This is a genomic window from Micrococcus sp. HMSC31B01 (genome assembly GCF_001816085.1).
Lineage (GTDB): Bacteria > Actinomycetota > Actinomycetes > Actinomycetales > Micrococcaceae > Micrococcus > Micrococcus luteus.
Genome location: NZ_KV825369.1, coordinates 1 through 1557, shown reverse-complemented (window position 1 = coordinate 1557; position 1557 = coordinate 1). Strand labels below are relative to the sequence as shown.

Below are 1557 nucleotides of genomic sequence, written 5' to 3'. Positions count from 1 at the left end.
CGGCCCGTCCGCCCGCGCCGGCCGGGCGGGCGCGGCCGAGCAGCAGCCACAGCAGCGGCCCCACGAGCGGCACGAGCACGATGACCGCCACCCACGCCGTCTTCGGCAGGCTGCGCACCTCGCGGGCGGGGGTGAGCAGCGCCTCGAACAGCGCGTAGAGGGTCAGTCCGGCGAGGATGATCGCGGCGGGGATGATGAAGCGGCCCATCCCGCCAGTCTAGGCGCGGGCTGTGGGGTCGGCGGGCGGGCGGGGCGTCCGTCCTCGTAGGATGGACCGGTGCGCATCTTCTTCTACGGTCTGGTCCGCGTGGTCGTCTTCGTCGCCCTGTGGGCGCTGTTCTACTACGTGATGGACCTCGGGATGATCTTCGGGGTGATCGCGGCCACGATCCTGACGTTCGCGATCAGCTACCTCTTCCTCGGCCGCCTGCGCACGGGGGCCACCGAGGACCTGTCCGCCGCGTGGGAGGGCCGCCCGGGCCGCCGGGGCCGCACCGAGACCGCCGACGCGGACGCCGAGGACGCCTACACCGAGGGCCGGTTCCGCGAGTGAGCCCCGCGGGGCGACGGGGCGGATGACGCCGCCGGCGCCGCCGTCATCCCGTGCGGCTCAGAGCAGCGCGCCGAGGGTGAACGTGATCGCGTAGACGATCCCGATCACGCCGGTCGCGCGCAGCACCGGAATCAGCGCCCGGCGGTCGTCGGCGCGCAGCACCGTGCGGATCGGCCGGATCGCGAGCAGGCCGCCGATCGGCACGAGCAGCAGCCCCGGGTGCACCGCCACCCAGAACAGCGGCAGCAGCAGGGCGACGGCCAGCATGACGGCGTAGGACGCCCGCGCGGGTCCGTCGCCCAGGCGGGCGGCCAGCGTCATCTTCCCGACCTCGCGGTCCGTGGGGATGTCCCGGATGTTGTTGGCCATGAGCAGGGCCGTGGAGATCAGCCCACAGCCGATCGCGCCGGCCCAGGCCAGGCCGCTGACGGCGTCGGCCTGGGTGTACGTGGTGCCGAGGACGGCCACCAGCCCGAAGAACACGAACACGAACACCTCGCCGAGGCCGAGGTACCCGTACGGCCGCTTCCCGCCGGTGTAGAACCACGCGGCCAGCACGCAGGCGACGCCGACCAGCAGGAACCACCAGTGCCCCGAGAGCAGGATGAGCCCCAGGCCGGCCAGCCCGGCGAGGCCGAAGGACGCGAAGGCCGCCTGTTTCACCTGGACCGCGGGCACGAGCCCGGAGACGGTGAGCCGGAAGGGGCCGACGCGCTCGTCGTCGGTGCCGCGGATGCCGTCCGAGTAGTCGTTGGCGTAGTTCACGCCGATCTGCAGCGCGAGCGACACCACGAGGGCCAGCAGCGCTGCGCCGAGGTGGAAGGAGCCGAGCTCCGCGGCGGCGGCCGAACCGACGATCACGGGGGCGATCGCCATGGGCAGCGTGCGCAGGCGCGCGGCGGCGACCCACTGGGAGAGCGTGGCGGCCATGGGCGGGGGTTCCTCCTGGGGAGCGGGGTGGGCAGCGGCGCGCGGCGGGCCGGGTCGACGGCGGAGCACGGCCG

3 protein-coding genes are annotated in these 1557 nt (G+C 74.1%); 1 reads left to right on the top strand and 2 read right to left on the bottom strand.

What is annotated here, in order from left to right; all coding sequences use genetic code 11:
* Window positions 1-208: PLDc N-terminal domain-containing protein (locus tag HMPREF3105_RS10925; RefSeq protein ID WP_210401450.1), on the bottom strand; the 208-nt coding region annotated here is incomplete at its 3' end.
* Window positions 209-277: 69 nt separating this feature from the next.
* Here HMPREF3105_RS10925 and HMPREF3105_RS10920 point away from each other — a divergent pair.
* A complete protein-coding gene (locus tag HMPREF3105_RS10920) occupies window positions 278-553 on the top strand; it encodes a DUF4229 domain-containing protein (RefSeq protein WP_036381007.1) in 276 nt (91 codons plus the stop codon).
* Between the two features lie 57 nt (window positions 554-610).
* Here the strand turns inward: HMPREF3105_RS10920 and HMPREF3105_RS10915 are convergent, their stop codons facing one another.
* Window positions 611-1483 (bottom strand): 1,4-dihydroxy-2-naphthoate polyprenyltransferase, encoded by an 873-nt coding sequence (locus HMPREF3105_RS10915; protein WP_036381010.1) that lies wholly within the window; start codon window positions 1481-1483, stop codon window positions 611-613.
* Between the last annotated feature and the right edge of the window lie 74 nt (window positions 1484-1557).